This is a genomic window from Aeromonas bivalvium (assembly GCF_000819765.1).
In the GTDB taxonomy this organism is placed as follows: Bacteria; Pseudomonadota; Gammaproteobacteria; order Enterobacterales; family Aeromonadaceae; genus Aeromonas; species Aeromonas bivalvium.
On the sequence record NZ_CDBT01000008.1, the window covers coordinates 23,224 to 41,421 of the forward strand.

General features: G+C 63.6%; 11 protein-coding genes and 2 tRNA genes. 6 read left to right on the forward strand and 7 right to left on the reverse strand.

All coding sequences use genetic code 11. The annotated features are described in order from the left end of the window. Positions 1 to 541 precede the first annotated feature (541 nt). Complete coding sequence (locus BN1119_RS01205) at positions 542 to 4,174, reverse strand: ATP-binding cassette domain-containing protein (protein ID WP_041992725.1); 3,633 nt, start codon at positions 4,172 to 4,174, stop codon at positions 542 to 544. A 97-nt stretch (positions 4,175 to 4,271) separates the two neighbouring features. Then, positions 4,272 to 5,546 carry an alpha/beta fold hydrolase gene (locus tag BN1119_RS01210; RefSeq protein WP_041992728.1) on the reverse strand — a complete coding sequence of 425 codons (1,275 nt, stop codon included), beginning with the start codon at positions 5,544 to 5,546 and terminating at the stop codon, positions 4,272 to 4,274. Between the two features lie 587 nt (positions 5,547 to 6,133). Between BN1119_RS01210 and betI the strand changes: the two genes are divergently transcribed. The 4 genes from betI (at position 6,134) to BN1119_RS01230 (ending at position 11,345) form a co-directional block, all read left to right on the forward strand. After that, the gene (gene betI, locus BN1119_RS01215; protein ID WP_041992730.1) at positions 6,134 to 6,721 is read left to right on the forward strand and encodes a transcriptional regulator BetI; all 588 of its coding nucleotides are present in this window, start codon (positions 6,134 to 6,136) and stop codon (positions 6,719 to 6,721) included. Positions 6,722 to 6,725: 4 nt separating this feature from the next. Further along, positions 6,726 to 8,189 carry a betaine-aldehyde dehydrogenase gene (betB, locus tag BN1119_RS01220; protein ID WP_041992735.1) on the forward strand — a complete coding sequence of 488 codons (1,464 nt, stop codon included), beginning with the start codon at positions 6,726 to 6,728 and terminating at the stop codon, positions 8,187 to 8,189. Between the two features lie 9 nt (positions 8,190 to 8,198). Then, positions 8,199 to 9,878, forward strand: a complete 1,680-nt coding sequence (gene betA / locus BN1119_RS01225; protein WP_041992738.1) for a choline dehydrogenase — start codon at positions 8,199 to 8,201, stop codon at positions 9,876 to 9,878. A 249-nt stretch (positions 9,879 to 10,127) separates the two neighbouring features. Continuing rightward, positions 10,128 to 11,345 carry a BCCT family transporter gene (locus BN1119_RS01230; RefSeq protein ID WP_041992741.1) on the forward strand — a complete coding sequence of 406 codons (1,218 nt, stop codon included), beginning with the start codon at positions 10,128 to 10,130 and terminating at the stop codon, positions 11,343 to 11,345. A gap of 81 nt (positions 11,346 to 11,426) precedes the next feature. On the opposite strand, the gene BN1119_RS01235 is transcribed toward BN1119_RS01230, so the two are convergent. The 3 genes from BN1119_RS01235 to BN1119_RS01245 all read right to left on the reverse strand — a co-directional run bounded on the left by BN1119_RS01235 (position 11,427) and on the right by BN1119_RS01245 (position 14,027). Further along, positions 11,427 to 11,502: transfer RNA gene (locus BN1119_RS01235), tRNA-Asn, on the reverse strand. 5 nt (positions 11,503 to 11,507) lie between these two features. After that, positions 11,508 to 11,583: transfer RNA gene (locus tag BN1119_RS01240), tRNA-Phe, on the reverse strand. Between the two features lie 167 nt (positions 11,584 to 11,750). Beyond that, positions 11,751 to 14,027: an immune inhibitor A domain-containing protein gene (locus tag BN1119_RS01245; protein WP_041992744.1), complete on the reverse strand. Its 2,277-nt coding sequence runs from the start codon at positions 14,025 to 14,027 to the stop codon at positions 11,751 to 11,753. Between the two features lie 380 nt (positions 14,028 to 14,407). Here BN1119_RS01245 and rraB point away from each other — a divergent pair, with 380 nt between their 5' ends. Continuing rightward, complete coding sequence (gene rraB, locus BN1119_RS01250; RefSeq protein ID WP_041992747.1) at positions 14,408 to 14,743, forward strand: ribonuclease E inhibitor RraB; 336 nt, start codon at positions 14,408 to 14,410, stop codon at positions 14,741 to 14,743. 309 nt (positions 14,744 to 15,052) lie between these two features. Here the strand turns inward: rraB and BN1119_RS01255 are convergent, their stop codons facing one another. Further along, on the reverse strand, positions 15,053 to 17,014 hold the full coding sequence (locus tag BN1119_RS01255; RefSeq protein WP_084205238.1) for a sensor domain-containing protein: 1,962 nt from the start codon (positions 17,012 to 17,014) through the stop codon (positions 15,053 to 15,055). A gap of 176 nt (positions 17,015 to 17,190) precedes the next feature. Between BN1119_RS01255 and BN1119_RS01260 the strand changes: the two genes are divergently transcribed. Continuing rightward, complete coding sequence (locus BN1119_RS01260) at positions 17,191 to 17,685, forward strand: hypothetical protein (protein WP_041992750.1); 495 nt, start codon at positions 17,191 to 17,193, stop codon at positions 17,683 to 17,685. A 111-nt stretch (positions 17,686 to 17,796) separates the two neighbouring features. Here BN1119_RS01260 and BN1119_RS01265 read toward each other — a convergent pair whose 3' ends face one another. After that, positions 17,797 to 18,198: a hypothetical protein gene (locus tag BN1119_RS01265; RefSeq protein ID WP_041992753.1), complete on the reverse strand. Its 402-nt coding sequence runs from the start codon at positions 18,196 to 18,198 to the stop codon at positions 17,797 to 17,799.

Here is an 18,198-nt window from a genome sequence, read left to right on the forward strand (position 1 = left end):
TTACTAAAAGGTACAACAGCAGCCTGCATTTTTACTTCAAATTATTATCTGATTGCTCAATGAGCATGCCTGACGCATGAGATAGACAGAAAAGACCATAGCTACCGCATCCGAATGACATATCGGCATGTGTTTGTGAGTTTTTTGTTAACTCGCCAGCTTCATTGACAGCTTGTGTCGCAGGCGCCAGGCAAGGGAGAGATTTTATTGATGAATCTAGCAGTATGATTGCCAAATGAATTCAGCGGTGGAATTTATCAAAAGTGTATTTTTCTGCAACATAAATAGGAAAATTCTCACTGTTTTGTTCATTTAGTTTGCTGTCACGCACAAGGCGAGCTCATTATTTGAACAGGTCATGCTGAGTTGTAATTGGATTGTTAAGTATATATTGACGGAGATGGCATGTCGCGTGAGCTTTACATTGATGTGATTTTATGAGCTTAAGGTCTCTTGATGTCCGTGCATCGTCGCCATCCATCTCCATACACACCGACGAACTGAACAGGGCTGCCCGGGGGCAGCCCTGTTGCGTAAGGTATCAGGCTATCTGGTCTATCTGCCGATTGACCTGGCCGGCAAACAGCTGATGGAAGCGGGAGGCGGGGTTGGCCAGCAGGCTGACCGGCGAGCCTTGCTCCACCACGGTGCCCGCCTCCATCACCACCACCTTGTCCACCGACAGCAGGGGCTCCAGATGGTGGGCTATCACCAGATAACTGGCCTCTGGCCGGTAGCGATAGAGCAGCTCGGCCATCTCGCGCATGCCGCCGTGGCTGAGATCCGAGGTCGCCTCGTCCAGCACGATCAAGGGGCGGTGGGAGAGGAGGATGCGGGCGATCACCAGCAGCTGGGTCTCGCCGGCGGAGAGCTGCAGCCTGTCGAGATCCTCATCCAGCCGGCCGGCGCAGCGCTCGCCCAGGCCAACCCGCCTCAATGCTTCCATCAGGCGTTCATCCTGGCGAGCCCAGTCGGGTGGGAGATCTTCGTCTGAGCCCGGCCGCGGCGCCAGCGGTGCCTGGGCTGATTTCGCGGGCTCCGCCAGGGGGACCAGGTTGGCCCTCAGGGTGCCGAAGAAGGTGAGAGGGGTCTGGGAGACGGTATCATACAGGGCCCTTACCGCCTCTGGCGCCAGGGTCGAGAGGGGCTGATCGCCGTAATAGATCTCCCCCTGGGTGGCGGGATACATGGCCTGCAAGGCGCCGAGCAGCGAGCTCTTGCCCGCCCCGGTGCGCCCGCACACCCCCACCTTCTCCCCCGGAGCCAGCTCGAAATTCACGCCGTGCAGGGCCCACTGGCTCGCCTCGGGGTAGCGCAGACCAAGGTCGGCGAAACGCACGGCGGGATGGACCCTCTGCAGCGACGCGCCTTGCTGGCGCTCGCTCGCTATCTCGCTGTATTCCCGCACCCGTTCGACTGCATTCATCATCTGCTCCACCTCGGCGAAGTTGCGGATCAGGGCATTGAGCATGGCCGAGGTGGTGAAGGCATAGGTGATGGCCACGGCGCCGAACAGAGTGCTGTCGCTCAGGGCGACCATGATGGCCACTGCCCCCACCAGGGCGGCGGAGAGCAGGGTCTGGTGCATGCCGAGCCAGCGATTGATGGAGGTGGTGGTGTACCAGCTGCGCAGGTTGTTGTCATAGTGCACCAGCACCTGATCCAGGGCGTATCGCTCGGCGCCGGCCAGACGCAGGGCGGGGGCGCCGCGTATGGTCTCGCCTATGCTGATGTAGAGCGGCGAGCGCAGCACCGAGGCCTGGCGTCTGAGCTTGAGCTGCACCGCCCGGTAGCGCCGCTGCAGCACATAGAGGGCCCAGCCCACCAGGGGGGCGACCAACAACAACAGCGGCAGGTTGATGCCGATCACCAGCACCTGCAACAGCACCGAGATCAGCATGCCCACTAGGCCCACCAACATGGGTAACAGCGTCTCCTGGGTCTCTGCCAGATCCCGATCGAAGCGGTTGAGGATGCGCCCCTGGGGCACCTTGTCGAAGAAGGCCATGGGGGCGCGGCTGATGCGGTCAAGCATGCCGTCGAACAGACTCCAGGCGAGCCTGAGTCCCAGCTTGTAGTTCAGCACCCGCACCAGGGTGATGCAGAGCAGGGATCCCAGACCCAGGGCCGCATAGATGCCGATCAGGGGGCCAAGCGCCGTGTCTTCTGCCCGTCCGCCGAGCCAGAGATCCGAGGCGATGCGCAGCCCCTCCTGCCCCAGGGTCAGCATCAGGATCAGGAGAATGAGGCCGGGGGCGCTGAGCCGCCGCCAGAGAAAGCCGAACAGCCCCCAGTCCACCTTGCCTTCCACCATCTTTTCCTCGTGGAACCGCTCCTGCTCCCGGGGAGGGAGCAGGGGGGCATAGGACGGGCTCCTCGGCAGATCCACCAGCTGGCGGGGGGCCAGCTCGATAAGGCTGCCCCCCTCGATGGCAAACACCCGATCGCAGCGGGCCAGCACTTCGGGATCATGGCTCACCAGCAGGCGGGTCGGGCCGGGGCGAAAGGTCAGCCCCAGGCGCAGCACCTGGGCCGCGACCAGGGGATCCAGGGCCGAGAGAGGATTGTCCAGCAGCAGGATATCGGCCCGGGTATAGAGGGCCCGGGCCAGGGCCACCCGCTGTTGCTGGCCGCCGGAGAGCCGGGTGCCCAGCTCGCCTACCAGGGTCTGATCCCCATGGGCGAGCAGGGCCAGATCCCCGTTGAGGGTGCAGGCCTCCAGCACCCAGCGGTAGTGGGCCTCGTCCCAGGGCTGGCCGAACAGTATGTTGTTGCGGATGCTGTCGTTCATCAGCCAGGGCTTGTGGCCCAGGTGGGCAACCCGGCCGTGGCGGCGGATCTCCCCTTCGAACTCGTCATCGAAGCCGGCGATCAGGTGCAGCAGGCAGCTCTTGCCGGCCCCGGTTGCCCCCGTGATGCCGATCAGTTCTCCCGGCGCTATGGTCAGCTTGACCCCGGCCAGCACGGCTTGTTGCCGATGGCGGGCGCTCACCGCCTCCAGCACGACTGCCCCTCTGGCCAGGTGTTCGTCATCGAGCCTGCGGTGCTGCTCCGGGCTGTTGAGCAGTTCGCACAAGCGGTTGAAGCCGGTATTGAAGTTGATCAGGGTGCGGATGAGATAAGGCAGGCGCTGCATGGGGATGCGCAGCACGGCGAACAGGGCGATGGTGGTGAACACCTGGGGCAGGGTCAGGCGCTGGCCCGATACCAGGTAGGTGATGAAGGTGGCCAGGGTAACCAGCAGGGGGGTGCTCAGCATGAGGGCATCATTGATGGCATCCAGCCTGAGCACCCGGCCGAGCACGGTCAGCTCCCGCTGGCGTTTGTGCCGGGCCGCCCGGGTGAAGAAGGGGCCGAGCCCGTTTTGGCGCACCAACCGCAGCTTCTTGATGTATTCGGCCAGGATGCCGTTGCGCTCGTCCTGACTGTGCTTGAGGCGCTGCTCCTGCTGGTTCATGCGCCGGATCAGCCGGGTCGAGAGCAGCAGCAACAGCATGAGCACGGCACAGCCCACCAGGCCCGCATTGCCCACCTGCCACACCAGCAGGGTGACTGTGCCCGCCAGCTGCAGCAGCAGGGTCACCGGCATGGCGGGGTCTGCCAGGATCCAGGTGATGTCCCACACGTCCCGGTTGATGAGGTTCTGCACCCGGCCGCCAGCCCGGTCGTCGAAGCTCTTGCCGCCTAGCTTCATCACCTTGGCGAGCAGGGCCTCCGCCAGCAGGCGGCGGATGGGCACGTGCATCTTGAGGGAGAGCTGCAGGGCGTGCTCGGACAACATGCCGGCGGCGAGCACGGAGGCGAACAGGGCCAGGGCCAGCAGCAGCTTGTGTGCCGTGGTGGCGCCGGCGCCCAGCTGGGTCATGACATGGTTGAGCAGCCAGGGGCTGGTCAGGGTCGCCAGCATGGCCAGCAGCTGCAACAGGGTGAGCAGGCCGATGCGGCTGCCGTAGTGACGCCAGATGTGGCGGGTGATGAGCCAGGGGCGCACCGGCTGGCGAGCGGTCAGGGCCAGAAACTCATCGGCCCTGGCATCCCGGCTGTCCTGGGGCAGCAGGGGGTAGAGATCGTCCAGGCTGACGGCACTCTCCTGCAACCCCTTGCGCTGCAAGGGGGAGGTCCAGTGATAGAAGAGGCGGCTCAGCCAGCTCGCCGAGAGTTCCGGGTGATCCAATGGGTGTCCTTATTATTGTGTGTTGCTTCCATGGGCAGGGCGGCTCATGGGCCGCCCTCGAACGGGTTGTCATGCTGCGGGCGGGAGCCCTGTCGGATCAGCGGTCCCGGTTCAGCCGGATGAGTCTGTCCAGGATCTGTTCGCCATCGGCGCGCAGGCCGTTGTGCTCATATTCGTTGGTGATCCAGGCGCGGCTGTTGCCAAGGCCCTTGAGGGTGTCGCGGCAAAAATCGAATTCCACATACATGTCGTCGGCATAGACGGCGCAGGCGACCGGCACCGGGTTGCGGGCCAGTTGTGCCGGGTCATAGAGGGGGCCCCAGTCCGCCTTCTTGGCCAGCAGATGGGCGGCCTCTTTCAGGGGGACAAGCTCACGGAACTGCTCGAACATCCAGGGGAAGATCATCTCGCCGGTGAAGGCGAAGTCCTGGCCCGGCGCCCAGGCCAGCTCGGGATGCTCGGCGCGCACCCGTTCGGCCGCCCAGTCACTGGCGCTCCCCTCGCAATAGATGGCCTCGTGCAGTATGGCGAAGATGGGATGGGCGTTGAACGGCTGCATGGCCTGCACCTGATAGAGGAAGGCGGGATTGATCCGCTCGCCGATGAAGGCGTCCTCCAGCAGGAAATAGAGCCCCTCGAAGGCGCCGCTGGCGCCGAGATCCAGCCCCTGCTGCTGCAACTGTTCCACCGTCAGGCGCTGGCCGTTGGGCAGGAGCACCTCGTAGCTGTGCAGGTGATTGGCCAGCCGGTTGGCGATGGCCTGGGCATGGGGGAAGCGGCTGAAGAAGGCGCGGTTCTTGTCGGCGACCCGGCGGTAGGTGGCGCGATAGACCTCCTCTGCCCGGCGGCCAAGGGGGGGGATGCCTCCCGTGATATAGACCTCGTGCAGGGCGGCGGGAAACAGGGAGAGATAGGTCAGGCAGCAGAAGCCGCCGAAGCTCTGGCCGAGCAGGCTCCAGGGCCTGTGGGGCGAGAGCTCGGCCCGGATCAGCTCGGCATCGCGCACTATGTCGTCTGCCCGAAAGTGGCTCAGGTAATCGGCTTGCTCGGATGGGCTCAGATGGGCTAGTGCATCGGCGCTGACCGGGGTGGAGTGGCCTGTGCCCCGCTGATCCAGCAGCAGCACCCGAAACTCCTGCAAGGCCCGCTTGAGCCAGCCGTTCTGGTTGGTGGGGCGGGGGGCGCCAAAGCCGGGGCCCCCTTGCAGATAGAGCAGCCAGGGCAGGTCTGCGTCCAGCTTGTCCTTGCGACAGAGGGTGCGGCCAAACAGGGTGAGCGCCGGGCCCTCCGGTTGGCGATGATCGAGGGGAACGGTGAACAGCCGGGGCTCACACAGGACGCCATCCAGCACATAACTCAAGGGGCGATTCATCTGGCCTTCTCCCGAAACGAGGCAATGGGGGAGCCACATCATAACCATGGCCCCGAATGCGGTCACGCCGGTTGTGGGCCCGGCTGGCAACTTTGGTGGTTTGTGTCGCGTCCCCCTGGATTGGGAAGGGGGAAGTCGTGCGCCTGGCGCCTTCGCCCTGTCCACTGCGTTCATGAAAATATCCCGCCGAACCTGGCTTGTTCGTGGCCATGGCATGCGCGAGTGCACCTGTCACTAGACTTTCCCCCTTGCCCTCGGCGTGCGCGTTCAGGCTGCTATCGACCCTTTCTTGCCGTCGCTGCCGCACCAAAAGAGGCTCCTTTGGGGCCTTTTTAGGAAAGGAAAGACCAGCCTTGCTCGCCGACCCACACCTGAAAAATGACGCAATTTGCTAACATTTCAGAACTAAATCATTAGATGTCTAAATTAATTTGCGCTGTGTGAGATGCAATATAACTATATGTTTTTGTGTTAATTATTGGTTTTAAATTGTTTTTGTCTACTTTGTTTGTGTGGTTTTGATGGGTTGATCATTTCGTATCTAACCTTTAGGGTGTGGATTCATTGAACAATCAATTAACAAAAACATGCCCATTGTCGGAGTCTCGGAAAAGCGTCGTCAGCAACTGATCCAGGCCACCATCTCTTCGGTGGCCGAGTTCGGTTTGCAGCACACCACCCTCAATCGCATCAGCGCACAGGCCGGCATGTCGTCCGGCATCATCAGCCACTACTTCGGCGGCAAGCAGGCGCTGATCGAGGCGGTGGTGCGGGAGCTGCTCTCGGCCCTGGGGGCGGCGCTGCGGCAGCGGCTGCGCCCCGGCATGTCGCCCCGGGCGAGGCTGATGGCAGTCGTGGAAGCCAATTTCACCCCCTTGCAGTGCTCCCGTGCCGTGGCGCGCACCTGGCTCGCCTTCTGGGCCCAGGCCAGCCATGAGCCCGCTCTGGCCCGCCTGCAGCGGATCAACCAGCGGCGGCTGCTGAGCAATCTGGCCTGCTCCTTCGGCGCCAGCCTGCCGCGCCAGCAGGCTCTGGCCGCAGCCCAGCAGAGCGCCGCCATGATAGATGGCTTCTGGCTGCGCAGCGCCCTGAGCCCCAGCCCCGAACCCGACTTCAGCCGTGCCGAGCGGCTGTGCAAACTTTTTATCCTGCAACGACTGACCCCAGCGGAGTGAATTCATGTCTTTGACCCGTTATCAGAATTTTGTCGACGGCCGTTACCTGGCCAATGCCTCTGGCGAGAGCTTCGAGGTGATCAATCCGGCCACCGGCGCCGTCATCTACGAGGTCGAGGTGGCCGATGAAGCCGTGCAGGCCGCCGCCATCGCGAGTGCCCAGCAGGGTTTTGCGCTCTGGTCCGCCATGAGCGGAGTCGAGCGTAGCCGGATCCTGCTGCGGGCCGTGGCCTTGCTGCGTGAGCGCAACGATGCTCTGGCCGCCATCGAGGTGGCCGACACCGGCAAGCCCTGGCAGGAGGCCTCCGTGGTGGACGTGGTGACGGGGGCCGACAGCATAGAGTTCTTCGCCGGTCTGGCCGCCGCCATCGAGGGTAACCAGCAGCAGCTGGGGGCCGATTTTTACTACAGCCGCCGCGAACCCCTCGGCATCTGCGCCGGGATCGGCGCCTGGAACTACCCGCTGCAGATCGCCTGCTGGAAGTCGGCCCCGGCACTGGCCTGCGGCAACAGCATGATCTTCAAACCCTCGGAGGAGACGCCTCTTGGCGCCCTCAAGCTGGCGGAGATCTTCATCGAGGCCGGCATGCCTGCCGGGGTCTTCAACGTGGTGCAGGGGGATGGCCGGATCGGTGCCTGGCTGAGCCAGGCGCCCGAGGTGGCCAAGGTCTCCTTCACCGGCGAGGTGGGTACCGGCAAGAAGGTGATGCGCGCCGCCGCCGACACCCTCAAGGGGGTGACCATGGAGCTGGGGGGCAAATCCCCCCTCATCATCTTCGACGATGCGGGTCTGGAAGAGGCGGTCAGCGCCGCCATGGTGGCGAACTTCTACACCCAGGGGGAGGTGTGTACCCATGGCACCCGCGTCTACGTGCAGCAGGGGATCTACCCCGCCTTCATGGCGCGCCTGCTGGCCCGCACCCGGGACAATATCCGAGTCGGGGACCCCATGGATCCGGCCACCAACTTCGGCGCCCTCATCTCCCGCGAACATCAGCGCAAGGTGCTCGACTACATCCGCATCGGCCAGGAGGAGGGAGCAACCCTGCGCTGCGGCGGGGAGGCGCTGCGCCCCGCCATGGCGCCCAATGGCTTCTTCGTCGCCCCCACCATCTTCAGCGAGTGCCGGGACGAGATGCGGATCTGCCGGGAAGAGATCTTCGGCCCCGTGATGTCGGTGCTCAGCTTCGAGCAGGAGGAAGAGGTGGTGCGACGGGCCAATGACACGGCCCTGGGGTTGGCGGCCGGGGTGTTTACCCGGGATATTCGCCGTGCCCACCGGGTGGTGCATCAGTTGCAGGCCGGGATCTGCTGGATCAACAGCTATGGCGCCTCCCCGGCCGAGATGCCGGTGGGCGGCTTCAAGCAGTCCGGCATAGGGCGGGAGAACGGTCTGGCGACCCTGCAGCACTACACCCAGCTCAAATCCGTCTATGTCGGCATGCAAGCCATGCAGAGCCCGTTCTAAGGAGGCGCCATGAAGCGATTCGATTACATCATAGTGGGGGCGGGCAGCGCCGGGTGCGTGCTGGCCAACCGCCTGAGCGAGGATGGCCGCTACAGGGTGCTGCTGCTGGAGACAGGGGGCAGCGACAGGAGCATCTTCATCCAGATGCCGACCGCCCTCTCCATCCCCATGAACACCAAAAAGTACGCCTGGCAGTTCGAGACCGAGCCCGAGCCCCATCTGGACGGGCGGCGCATGCACTGCCCCCGGGGCAAGGTGCTGGGGGGATCGTCTTCCATCAACGGCATGGTCTATGTGCGCGGCCACGCCGGGGACTTTGACGAGTGGCAGCAGGCGGGGGCCGAGGGCTGGGACTATGCACACTGCCTGCCCTACTTCAAGCGGGCCGAGCAGTGGGCCTTCGGTGGGGACGAGTATCGTGGCGACGAAGGGCCCCTTGGGGTCAACAACGGCAACCAGATGCAAAACCCCCTCTACCAGGCCTTCGTCGACGCCGGTGTGGAGGCGGGCTATGACGCCACGGCCGATTACAACGGCCGCCAGCAGGAGGGGTTCGGCCCCATGCACATGACGGTGAAGCAAGGGGTGCGCAGCTCCAGCGCCAACGCCTATCTGAGGCCCGCCATGGCCAGGGCCAACCTCACTGTGCAAACCGGCGCCCTGGTCCACAAGGTGTTGCTGGAGGGCAAGCGGGCGGTCGGGGTGCGCTTCGAGCGCGCAGGCAAGATGGAGGAGGTGAGGGCCGACAAGGAGGTGATCCTGAGTGCCGGACCCATAGGCTCCCCCCATCTGCTGCAACTCTCCGGCATCGGCAACCCCGATGCCCTGAAGCAAGCGGGCATAGGGGTGCTGCATCCTCTGCCCGGGGTGGGGGAAAACCTGCAGGATCATCTGGAGTTCTACTTCCAGTTTCGCTGCCAGCAGCCCATCACCCTCAACGGCAAGCTGGGGCTGTGGGACAAGTTCCTCATCGGCAGCCGCTGGCTGCTGCGCAAGGATGGCCTGGGGGCGACCAATCACTTCGAGTCCTGCGGCTTCATTCGCTCCAAGGCCGGGGTGCCCTGGCCGGATCTGCAATACCACTTCCTGCCCGCCGCCATGCGCTATGACGGCAGGGAGGCGTTTGCGGGTCACGGCTTCCAGGTGCATATCGGCCACAACAAGCCCCGCAGTCGCGGCCAGGTGGCGGTGCGCTCGGCGGATCCCCGCGAGGCTCCCGCCATCCGCTTCAACTATCTCTCCCATCCCGATGACGTCGAAGGGTTTCGCGCCTGCGTGCGCCTGACCCGGGAGATCATCGGCCAGCCCGCCCTAGATGCCTACCGGGGAGAGGAGATACAGCCGGGGGCCTCGGTACAAAGCGACGAGCAGATAGATGCCTTCGTGCGCAGTGCCGTGGAGAGCGCCTACCACCCCTCCTGCTCCTGCAAGATGGGGACGGACGCCCTGGCGGTGGTGGATCCCGAGACCCGGGTCCATGGTCTGCAAGGGTTGCGGGTGGTGGACTCCTCCATCTTTCCGACCATTCCCAACGGCAACCTCAATGCTCCCACCCTGATGGTGGCCGAGCGCGCCGCCGACCTGATCCTCGGCAAGGCGCCGCTCGCGGCATCCCCGGTCGAGGTGGGGCTGGCCGACCACTGGCAGGAGAAGCAGCGCCCCCGGGCGCCGGTACGCGCCCTGGCCTGAGGGTTCACCACAACGACAGTGTGTGCAGAGAGCACCCTGGCACGGCAGTTCGTCAGTCTTTACCTATCGCTGGGCCCCAGGTGGCGCTGGCGATAGTTAAGTCCTGATCCCGCGTCCATCCCTTCCCCCGCAGCCGTGGGGTAGGGGAAGCCATGGCCGCCGGAAGCCGAACTGCTTCTTGAACATCACAATGCAATGACAAGGAGCACCTATGTTTGGTCACGAAATGGATATCGCGGGAGGTCAGTCATGACGGCCTGGCTCAGTGCGGGGATCCTCTTTACCTTTGCCGCCATCGCGTTTGTCCTCTATCGCTGGGGCAATATCCGCTGCATCGGCACCACGCCGGTGCGCACCTTCACCTTCATCGCCATCCTGTTCACTTCCGGGCTGGATGTGGGACTCATCATGTTCCCGCTGACCGAGTTTGCCGGTTATGCCGATCTGCAGGCGAGCCCGGAATACGGGTTCACCAACCCGCTCGCCATCGAGTTCGGTTACTGGGGTTTTCTCATCTGGGGTTTCTACTTCCTGACCTGTTTCTATTTTTGCGTGATAGAACCCAGAGTGAAGTTCTTCGAGCTGGCGCCGGTGAAGTTTCTCAACAACCTGGTGATCATAGGCACCTGCGCCTTCACCGCCTATCTGCTGCTGAGCAACCTGCCCTGGTATCTGCCCCAGATAGGGGATGGCGAGAGCCTGGTGGCGAGTTTTTACCTGCTCGTGCTGGTGGTGATAGGGCTCTCCATCTATTCGAGCACCAGCCTGAAGTTCGTGCGGGTCCTGAGCCTGGGCACCACGACCTGCTTCATCGCCCTGATCGCCCTGATGTGGGGCGCCGCCTTCCTCACCCCGGCAGGGTCTCTGGCCGACTTTGCCGCCACCCTGGCACTGGTGGGGGGCTACTTTGGTCACATAGATCGCTTCGTGCTGCCCCTCAATGATTACCACGCTTTTTATCTCTACTGGTGGTTCTCCTGGAGCATCATGATCGGCCAGTTCACCGCCCGCTTCGTCGGTGGCCTGCGCACCTGGCAACTGCTGGGAGCCATGCTGGTGTTCCCCTCCCTGGCCATCGCCGTCTGGTTTGCCGTGCTCTACTACTACCACGAGCAGGGATTGTCGACCGCCGGCTTCTTCAACTGGGCCATGGTCGCCGTGGGGATCACCATGGTGATCAACTCCCTCGACTCCCTGATCCGCCTTTACACCGACAACCTGGGACTGACCACTGCGCGGCTCGGCCAGTGGCGCTACTTCGGGCTAAACCTGCTGATGCTGGCCGGCCTGACTCTGCTGTTCCAGCTCGATTTTCTCGAGATCCAGTGGGTTGGCGCCCTGGTGATAGGGCTCTTCTTCGCCTGCTTCGGCTACATCCTCAGGTACAGGTTCAACGAGGTGCGCAGCATTGAGGGGGCACCCAAGGAGAATCGCCTCGATTACGGCAAGATAGAGCTGGCGGGGTGAGCAGAGGGGAGGCAGACTGTCGGCGTCGCCCCGACCGTGAAAAAACAAAAAGCCCGCTCGATTGAGCGGGCTTTTCAAATTTGGCTCCTCCTACTGGACTTGAACCAGTGACATACGGATTAACAGTCCGCCGTTCTACCGACTGAACTAAGGAGGAATTGTTGGTGCCCAGAGACGGAATCGAACCGCCGACACGGGGATTTTCAATCCCCTGCTCTACCGACTGAGCTATCTGGGCAACGGCGCGCATTAAACCCTTTTGCCGCATCAGTGTCAACCGCATGACTCGATTAATTCACCGTTCGCTCGACATCTGCACAATCCGCCGCTTTCCTCGCCAATGGCGGTGGGGACTGGGCGGGGCAGCATAAAAAAGGCCCCTGTCGGGGCCTGGTATCAGGGGCGTCACTGTCTGCTGATGATGATGCGCCCCGTGCTCATGTCCCGTGCCTGCCCCGTGACTGCAATCTTGAGGCCGTAGTGGGGCAGGGTGCGGCCTGCATCCGGGATGGCGTCGCTCTGGTAGCGGTTGCCATCCTTGAAGGTGCGCCTGGGGGCCAGCCAGAGATCCCGCAGGAAGGAACCGCTCGGGTGGTCCAGTTGCAGGGGACGCTGGAAGCCCAGGCTGAAGGTGGCATCGTGGATCTGATAGCGGGTACCGGCCACGGCGCCGTCACTCCAGGTCAGGGTGCGCTGATCCGCATCCACCACCCCGAGGAAGCCCTCGCCCGGATGCAGGCCCACCCAGTTGTTTTCCTGACTGCTGTCCACGTACCAGAGCAGCATGCCCGGTTCGTAGCGCATCAGCTGGTCGCTGACGTTGATGTGGGCCAGCCCCTTATCGACCCCGGCATGGTTGCGCCATTCGGCCAGGTAGTAGTGATCCTTGGCTTCGTTGCCATTGCTTCTCACAAAGCCGGCCAGGGTGAAGGAAGAGGTGCCCTCGGCCCCGTCGCTGAGCAGGGTGTCGCCATCGGCGACGAGCTGGATATCGTCCAGGAACAGACCATGCTCGGCCACGCCGCCATCGCTCTGGTATTGCACGCTGAGCTGGATCTGCTGACCGGCCCAGGGGGTGAGGTCGAACTCGGCCTCCACCCAGCCATTGGAGTTGCCCGTGATGCCGACCCCGAAACCGACCCCGTTCGGATCGTCGCTGGTGGTCAGGTTGCCCGGGATGGGCTCGCCGTTGACCAGCACCCTTGCATAGTCGTAGCCCTCCTCAATCTGATACCAGGTCTTGAAGGTCAGGGCGGCGTGCTGGCGGTCGCGCAAATCCAGCGCGAGGCTCATGCGGTTGTCCAGGTTGTTGCCCTTGCCGCCGTGGTACTGGTACTGGCCGGCGTAGGGGGGATTGAGGGGCACCTGCTTGGGTGGCAGATTGATGCGCACCACATCGTCGTTGCGCCCCTTGTCGTTGGCCTGATCCAGCATGTAGACGTTGCCGCGCCGGCCGAGGTCGTCGACATGCACATTGCTGCCGTGTAGCCAGTTGCCGCCGATGGAGGCCTGCAAAAACGCCTTGGCCCAGGGGGAGAAGCCGGTCGGCTCTGTGCCGCCTATGACCCCGGCCCAGGAGCCGGAGGACATGATGGACCAGGTCGCCACCGGTTCGCCCTTGCCGCTGTACTTGGTGTCGTACTCGTCCGGCAGGCCGAGGTCGTGACCATATTCGTGGGCGCAGACCCCGGCCGCCGCATCGATGGGCTGTATGGTGTAGTCGTAGGCGGCATACTGGCCGTTGAAATCCCCCGCCGGGCTGCTGGTGCCCGGGATGGGGTAGGGGGCGCCCAGATTCCAGCGGTGGGCCCAGATGGCATTCTCGCCAAGATCGCCACCACCGGCCTCTTCCCCCACGCTGGAGTGGAAGATCATCAGGTGGTCGATGAGGCCGTCCGGCTCGTCCAGCTTGCCGTTGTCGTTGAGATCGTAGCGATCCTCCTGATCAAACTCGGCGAGATCGATGGCGGGATCCGCCGCCACCTGGGCCAGGGCCTCCTTCACCAGCTCGCGCACCGCCGTCTCGTTCAGGTTGCTGCCGTAGTAGGCGGCGGGCTGGCTGGCGGTGTACCAGCCCGCCACCTGGCCGCGCACGCTGTAACTCTGGCCCGACTGCTGCTCGTAGAACTGGCGCATGGAGATGAACCGCTCGCCATTGGGACCGGCATAGCCCTTGGCCGAGAACAGCAGATCCTGGTAGTGGGCCGGGCTGTAGTCCGGGTAGTACATCCTGGTGAGATCCGGGGTGATGCTGTTTTTCGGATAGTCGGGAAAGTCCACCAGGATGGCGAGGATCTTGTCCTGCCGCATGCTGCCCCGGTAGTGCTCCTTCTCGATGGCCTTGAGCAGCAGGGTGGGCACCCTGTCCCCCGGGCGGGCGGTGCCGTTGAGGCGGATCTTCTTGAGGATGGTTTCCCGCACCTTGCCCTCTTTCAGGGCCAGGGTGCCCCCCTGGCCCTGATAGGCCCGAGACTTGTCGCGGTAGAAACGGGCCAGGGCGGCCTGCTCCTGCTCGGGGGAGGCCAGGGTGGGGATGCGGCCGCTTTTCTTCAGCATATCCAGCACCTTCACCTCGTCGGCCAAGGGGGCATCGAACGGGCCATGGGCCGGGGCGGCCTGGGTTTGGTTTCCAATCATAAGGGTCGAGCCGACCAGCAGGCTCAGTATGGTTTTTGTAGTCATTATCAACGTGCTCCATCACGTGAAAAAAAGGAGCCCGGTCGGGCTCCTCTCTCGATTGCAAGGCTGGCTTGCCGACCCTTGATAACCCGAGTCGTCCCACTTTGTCATGGCACCCGGACGCTTGCCCCGTGCTGTGGGAACATAGCGTCATGGTCCGATCCCTCTTCTTCATCGGCTTATTTCCTGTGATATATGCGGTCTTGTCGCTATTTTCTGGAATATGGTGCGGATGTTCCCCCAAAACGGGCATGTCCCCATTTGGGGGAGATGGCCGGGGCGCTGAGGAGGGGCGAGATGGCGTCGACACTCGTTGAGCGCGGCGCGCCGGACAGGTATGCTTTGCGCAACCATACCGCCTGGGAGGCAACATGAGTCTGGATATGCAAGAGTGGCGCGACGAGACCAGCGCCATCGTCAACGAACTGCTGGCCGATGGTAGCAACCCCGATCTTGATTACGAGATTGAACACCACTTCGCCTGCCAGGATTTCGATCTGCTGGAAAAGGCCGCGGTGGACCTGTTCAAGGCCGGCTTCGAAGTGACCGATGCCGAAGAGATGGAGCTGGACGACGGCGCCACCATCTTCTGTTTCGATGCCACGGTCGAATGTGCCCTGGATGTGGAACGGATCCTCGCCGATATCGAGAAGATGCGTCCCATCCTGGAGAAATACGGCGTCGATTACGACGGCTGGGGCACCTACTTCCAGGAGTGATGCGGGGCCGGGATTGACCCAGGCAACGGCCGTGGCCCCGGCCTTGGCGCGAGAGCGGGCTGCGACCCTGCCATACACGAGAAGGCCACCTGCGGGTGGCCTTCTGCTTTTTGTCATCTGGCGATGAGCCGTGTCCCGGTGCCCGCACTCCCGGGGAGGTACGACAGCAGGCGATCAGTTCCTGAGGCCGTAGCTGCGGCCAAACTCGTCTGGCGTCTGGCGTCTGGCGTCTGGCGCAATGGTGGCAGGCGCTCAGTCGCCGAGACCGTAGCTGCGGCCAAACTCGTCTTGGGCAATGGTGGCAGGCGATCAGTCGCCGAGGCCGTAACTGCGGCCAAACTCGTCTGGCGGGAGGGGGCGACTGAACAGATAACCCTGCAGCCGATCACAGCCCGCCTCGCTCAACCAGCGGCGCTGCTCCTGGGTTTCGACGCCCTCGGCGGTGATCTGGATGCCGAGCTCATGGCCCAGGCCGATGACGGAGCGGACGATGGCCGTGGTGGCCCCATTGCTGACCAGATCCCGGGTGAAGCTTCGATCCAGCTTGAGGGTGGCGACCTCGAGCCGGGGCAGGTAGGCCAGCGAGCAATAGCCGGTGCCGAAGTCATCGATGGCGAGCTGGAAGCCGGCCCGGATCAGGCTGGAGAGGTTCTGCTCTATCTCGTCGGCATTCTCCATCAGCACGCCTTCGGTGATCTCCAGCTCCAGGGTGGCGGGGGCGATGCCGTGGCGCCGGGCGCAGGCCTGGACGTGGTCGCACAGGCCGGGGTCACGAAATTGCAGGGGAGAGAGGTTGACCGACAGCATCAGACTCGGCCACACCGCCTGCCAGCGGGCGAGCTGGGCACAACCCTGCTCCAGCATCAGATCACCGAGCCGGCCGATGAGTCCCAGCTCCTCGGCCAGGGGAATGAATTCGTCCGGCGCTATCATGCCGAGCTGGGGGTGGGGCCAGCGGCAGAGCAGCTCGGCACCGTGCAGCTTGTCCTGCCGGGCACAGATGATGGGCTGGTAGACGGCCACCAGTTCGGCCGAACGGATCGCCTGGGGCAAGTCGGCGCTGAGCCGCTTGCGTCGCTGCAACTGCTGATAGAGCAGGGGGTCGAACAGGGTGCTGTGCTGTTGCAGCCGCTTGCCCTCGGCCAGGGCGGCCTCCGCATGGCCCAGCAGACGCTCGGCATCGTTGGCCCGCCCCTGGGCGATGCCGAGGAAGGCGGTGACCTGGATGCGGTGCTCCTCGACCTGGTAGGGGGCCATCAACTCCTCTTGCAGTCGCTGGCTCCACTCAAGCAGAGGTTTGCCCGGCTCGGGCAGCAACAGGGCGAAATCATCGGCGGCGACCCGGCACAGCAGGGCGTTTGCCGGGGTGAGCCGTTGCAGGCGCTGGGCGACCTGGCTGAGCAAGCGGTCGGCGATGCGGATGCCGAATCTGTCATTGATCTCGCGAAAGTGTTGCAGATCGATGAGCAGCAGGCCTGCCGGGCGCCCCCCCAGGTGGCGGCTGGTTTGCAGAAAGTGGGAGAGCTTGAGCAGGCCGGTGAGGCTGTCGTAGTGCTGCTCCTGTTGCAGCTGGGCCTGGGTGGTGCGCAGCCCCGTGATATCGCGGCTCAGGGTCAGTACCCCGAGGGAGAGGCCATTGTCATCCGGCACCTCGACCCGGATGATCTCCAGGTGGCGACCCTGTCCCCTGGCATCCAGCAGACAATACTCGCCACGTCCCATGGGCATCTGGGGGGGCAGGTGCTGGCCGATGTTGTGACCCAGCACCTCGCTCGCCTGCAGCCCCATGAAATCGAGGAAGGCCTGGTTGCAATCGAGCACGCGGCCATCGTGATCCTCGAGCCGGATAGGGTCGGGAATGGCATCCAGCAGGCGTCGCTGCAACAGCTGCTGCTGTTTGAAGGTCTGCTCCAGCGCCTTGTGCTGGCCTATCTCGTTCACCACGCCGAACAGGGCGAAGGGGTCGCCGAGTTCATCGTAGAGCGGCACCTTGTGGGTCTCGATCCAGTAGTCGCTCTCCTCGCCATGGCAGAGCTGCTGCTGGTGCAGCAGGGGGTGGCCACTGGCGAGGATCTGGTCGTCCTCTTCCCGAAACAGGTCGCCCCAGGGCAGTTCCCCATCCGTCTTGCCGACGATCTCGTTCGGGTGGGCGGCGCCGGCGTGCCGGGCAAACTGGCGATTGACCAGCAGATAACGGCCAGCCGGATCCCGACAGAAAATCGTCATGGGGAGCTGATCGATGAGGGCTTGAAGCTGGTCTGGGGTAAACAAGATGGAAAGGTGGGCTCAAAGGGCAAGTTTCGAGCAAATCTATGACAGGCAAGCCTTTTTGTAAAGCCCGCTTGGGCCCCGATCATTTCTTTGTTGCCCTGCTGACAGCCGCTTGTCCCGGCGCCATAATAGCCGCCGGTTGGCCTATGGCCTCATGACGAGACGAGAAAAGACAGATGAAAAAAATAATGGGGAGCGCCCTGGCGCTGCTGCTGGCAGGCTGTGCGGCGGACAACAATGGTGGCGAGCAGTACCGTTACACTCCGCCGGTTGCCAAGGCGACCAACAACACCCAGGAGATGCAGATCCCGGTCGATCTGGTGTGGGCCCGTGCCGAGAAGTGGTTTGCCGACCAGGGCCTCAAGATAGAGACCAGCCAGCGCGCCACCGGACTGATGACCGCCAACATAGAGCAGGCCGTCGATGGCCTGGAGTGGCTCGACTGCGGCACCATGGGATCCAAGGTCGCCCTGGGCAACCCCAACCTGCAGATCAACCTGATCGTCACCCAGAGCGGCACCAACAGCGTGGCCACCGTCAACGTCAAGGGCAACACTGAGCTCTACTTCGTCGAGTCCTCCGGTGAGCGGGTAGCGGCCCCCTCCATCACCCCGGTGTGCGTCTCCCGCGGTAGCCTGGAGCAGAGCCTGTTCGCCACCCTTGGCAACTGATCCTGCCGGGTACCATGAAAAACCCCGTTGCATGCAACGGGGTTTTTTTGTGCCTGCGCTTCGGCCATCAGGGTCGTGAGGGAGGGGAAGCGGCTTGCGACAGGATGGGGATCAAGGTGTCAGATCGCCGTGATACAACACCCGGTCGCCGGATTTGAGCACATAGCCTTTCCAGGGGAAGAGCTGATAGGCGTCGCCCTGCCAGGACCAGTCGCCCTCTTCGCCCTGACGGGTCAGGCGAAGAGACTCGCCATCGGGCAGGTGCAGTTCGGCCTGGCTCTGATCGGCGTTGAACAGCACGAAGGCACTGGCGGTCTGGCCGGCGTCGGTCGGGTTGAGGCGAATGCCCTGCTCGAACAGCCGTACGCACTGGCCTGCCAACGCCGACCATTGATAACCCGCGCTGGCTATGCAGTCATGCTCGTCGCGATCCGCGCCGACCATGGGCTCCCGCGGCGTCGTGTTGCAGGCGGCCAGCAGCAGGGTGGCCGCCATCAGGGTCAGGGGGCGCAT

Coding starts and splice junctions, on each gene's coding strand:
- BN1119_RS01260 (WP_041992750.1), top strand. CDS start 17,191: ATGAAAAAAATAATGGGGAGCGCCCTGGCGCTGCTGCTGGCAGGCTGT.
- betI (WP_041992730.1), top strand. CDS start 6,134: ATGCCCATTGTCGGAGTCTCGGAAAAGCGTCGTCAGCAACTGATCCAG.
- BN1119_RS01210 (WP_041992728.1), bottom strand. CDS start 5,546: ATGAATCGCCCCTTGAGTTATGTGCTGGATGGCGTCCTGTGTGAGCCC.
- betA (WP_041992738.1), top strand. CDS start 8,199: ATGAAGCGATTCGATTACATCATAGTGGGGGCGGGCAGCGCCGGGTGC.
- BN1119_RS01230 (WP_041992741.1), top strand. CDS start 10,128: ATGACGGCCTGGCTCAGTGCGGGGATCCTCTTTACCTTTGCCGCCATC.
- BN1119_RS01245 (WP_041992744.1), bottom strand. CDS start 14,027: ATGACTACAAAAACCATACTGAGCCTGCTGGTCGGCTCGACCCTTATG.
- rraB (WP_041992747.1), top strand. CDS start 14,408: ATGCAAGAGTGGCGCGACGAGACCAGCGCCATCGTCAACGAACTGCTG.
- BN1119_RS01265 (WP_041992753.1), bottom strand. CDS start 18,198: ATGCGCCCCCTGACCCTGATGGCGGCCACCCTGCTGCTGGCCGCCTGC.
- betB (WP_041992735.1), top strand. CDS start 6,726: ATGTCTTTGACCCGTTATCAGAATTTTGTCGACGGCCGTTACCTGGCC.